The 1,845-nt window shown below is 58.7% G+C and carries 1 protein-coding gene and 2 pseudogenes; 1 reads left to right on the plus strand and 2 read right to left on the minus strand.

Features of this window, described 5'->3' with window-relative positions:
* Positions 1-363 precede the first annotated feature (363 nt).
* Positions 364-748 (plus strand): annotated as a pseudogene (locus tag ETQ85_RS25820) (transposase); the annotation flags it as partial.
* Positions 749-1,264: 516 nt separating this feature from the next.
* On the opposite strand, the gene ETQ85_RS25825 reads toward ETQ85_RS25820, so the two are convergent.
* Together ETQ85_RS25825 and ETQ85_RS27195 are read right to left on the minus strand one after the other, a co-directional pair.
* Positions 1,265-1,651 carry an IS5 family transposase gene (locus tag ETQ85_RS25825; protein ID WP_246128920.1) on the minus strand — a complete coding sequence of 129 codons (387 nt, stop codon included), beginning with the start codon at positions 1,649-1,651 and terminating at the stop codon, positions 1,265-1,267.
* Positions 1,648-1,845, minus strand: a pseudogene (locus ETQ85_RS27195) (IS5/IS1182 family transposase); the annotation flags it as partial. The gene ETQ85_RS25825 and the pseudogene ETQ85_RS27195, both read right to left, overlap by 4 nt.

The following is a 1,845-nucleotide window of genomic DNA, read 5'->3' on the forward strand; positions in this document are numbered from 1 at the left end:
CGGTTGGCGAGGCTTCTCGGCGTTTTGCATCGACCTGCTAGCGTTTGGGAATTGCCGTGTGCAATATTGTGTCTCTGCGCCTGAGTCTCACTGGAGGTTCAACGCGGACGCAAACAGCGGGCGTGCCCGCTGTTTGTACTCTCCGCCTTCGGCTCCGGCGCCGGTTACCTGTAGTTCAGCCGAAAATCACGTTGAAGGGCCGCTTGTCGATCCGGTGAACTCACACTTCCGACCGAGGCTGTGTAAAAACGTCTGCTCTGCCGGTAAAGTTGGGTCTTCGTCGTGCTCAGGATATCGGCATGAAACGGTTCATTGAAGTCGTGCCTCGCACTCAGGTCAGTTTGCTGCCCGAGTGTCTTGACGGATCCATCGGCCGCCATTCTGGACAACTGGACGCTGCAATCGACCCCCACCAGCGGTGCCCGCGCCGGCTAAGACGGGGCCAAGCGCAAGAAGGGCTCGAAAATTCATCTGGCCGTCGATACGCTGGGCAATCTGCTTGCCAGCCTTGAGCACGGCATCACCACTCGAAGTGGTCAAGCTCCCCGAGGCCAAGCGGGGTTTCGTGCTGCTACCGCGCCGCTGGGTGGTTGAACGCAGCTTCGGCTGGGCCGCCCGCTTTCGCCGTCTGGCCCGCGATTACGAAAGGCTGCCCGAAACCCTGGCCGGATTGCACTATCTGGCCTTTGCCTGCCTCAGGTTGCCCCACCTGACAGAGGCCATGAACATCGTTCAGAACATGCTCTAGATTCTCGCAGTTTCGGGTCAAGTGGAGGGCGTGCATGCCGAACTGCTTGGGTCCCATGTAATCGGCTTCGTAGGTGGTCCGCATGCGTGGCACTCGTACTTATTCCGAGTTGCTTGCGGCTGATAGCCTGGATAGTCAAGTGTTGGGATGTCTGCTGTCGTACGTGACGCTTATAGTCAGAGGACCCGTCCCGTCACCGCACTGGTAGCTGATAGGGGGCGCAGCCTCGTAGGGTTACGTGAAGAGCGGCGAAGTGAGGTCAATGACGAAGGGGGATCAGAAATGCTCCCGTGATCCGCGTTCTCACCACAGTGAGAAAGGGCAAAACACGTAATAGAACCTTGCTTGTGGAGGTCTTGGTGACCGGGCAATCACAGGCAGCCTTCAAAACCCTGGAATGGTACTGGGTGCGAGATACAGTTCTTCGCGGTGAATCCCAAGTGGGCGGTGGCCATGTCGGAGCGATGTGCTCTTCGCACCGGGAGCATTCAGTAAAATGCTAGGGTCTGTTCTCAATTACGCCAACCAGACGAAAGCGCAAGCGAGATGAACGAAGGACAGGAATGACTGGGCGAGTTTGTCGTAGCGCGTAGCGATACGTCTGAATTGCTTGATCCGACAGAAGAAGCGCTCGATCAGATTGCGGTCCTTGTAGATATGGCGATCGAAGGTACGCGGGTTGAGTCGGTTGGCGCGAGGTGGAATGACCGCCTGGCTGCCTTGCGCCGTGATGGTTTCGACAAAGGCATCCGAGTCGTAGCCCTTGTCGGCCACAATGAACTCGGCGGGCTGATCTTTGATGAGTGCGCCCGCTTGTCCGATATCGGAGATCTGACCTGCCGTGAGAATGACTCGCACCGGATTGCCCAGGGAATCCACCGCCACATGCAGCTTGGTGGTCAATCCGCCCCGCGAGCGGCCGATTTGCGGGTCGCCCGCTTTTTTTGGGCGCCGGCAGCGTGTTGGTGGGCTCGCACGATGGTCGAGTCGAGGAACAGATATTCCATGTCGGCCTCGCTACGCAGCGCTGTGGCAACCCGCTCCCACACCCCTTTCTCGCGCCAGCGCGAGAAGCGAACGAAGGTCCGGTGCCAATG

Origin of the sequence: Zoogloea oleivorans (assembly GCF_008107625.1) — a bacterium.
Classification (GTDB): domain Bacteria; phylum Pseudomonadota; class Gammaproteobacteria; order Burkholderiales; family Rhodocyclaceae; genus Zoogloea; species Zoogloea oleivorans.